Origin of the sequence: Mycobacterium sp. E2327 (assembly GCF_001672675.1) — a bacterium.
Lineage (GTDB): Bacteria > Actinomycetota > Actinomycetes > Mycobacteriales > Mycobacteriaceae > Mycobacterium.
Genome location: NZ_LZKE01000073.1, coordinates 1 through 508 on the forward strand (window position 1 = coordinate 1; position 508 = coordinate 508).

Here is a 508-nt window from a genome sequence, read left to right on the forward strand (position 1 = left end):
AGCGACACTTGGCCGCCGCAGCGTGGATCGCCGGCTGAGTCACATCCGCCCCATTAGTACCCGCGCGGAGGGGGCACCCTTTGTGCCCGCCTCATAGCGACAACTTGAGGCGTTGTCGTACCGGTATGCGACCCTGCGGCAATGAACCTTCGAGGAATCGAACTGCGCTATGTGCTCGCGATGCATCTCGCTCATAATGGGCGGGCAACCGTCGCCGAAATGCTCCATGCGCTTGAAGCGCAAGGCTTTTGCGTTCCCGGCCGGGCATCGAAAGTCATTTCGGACGCCCTGCGTTGGGAGACGGAACGGGACAGGGTGCGCCGGCTTCGGCGCGGGCTGTACGGGCCGGGCTATATCCCGCGCTCCACCGAACACCGAATGCATGTACGGGTGCTCGCGTTGCGTGCGGCGGCCAAGTGTCGCTCTGAGGCGGGCACAAAGGGTGCCCCCTCCGCGCGGGTACTAATGGGGCGGATGTGACTTAGCCGGCGATCGACAGCACGATGCC

General features: G+C 64.6%; 1 protein-coding gene. It reads left to right on the forward strand.

The genetic code is table 11. The features are described from left to right. Positions 1–141 precede the first annotated feature (141 nt). The gene (locus A5712_RS31850) at positions 142–480 is read left to right on the forward strand and encodes a hypothetical protein (protein ID WP_082973354.1); all 339 of its coding nucleotides are present in this window, start codon (positions 142–144) and stop codon (positions 478–480) included. Positions 481–508 lie beyond the last annotated feature (28 nt).

Coding starts and splice junctions, on each gene's coding strand:
- A5712_RS31850 (WP_082973354.1), top strand. CDS start 142: ATGAACCTTCGAGGAATCGAACTGCGCTATGTGCTCGCGATGCATCTC.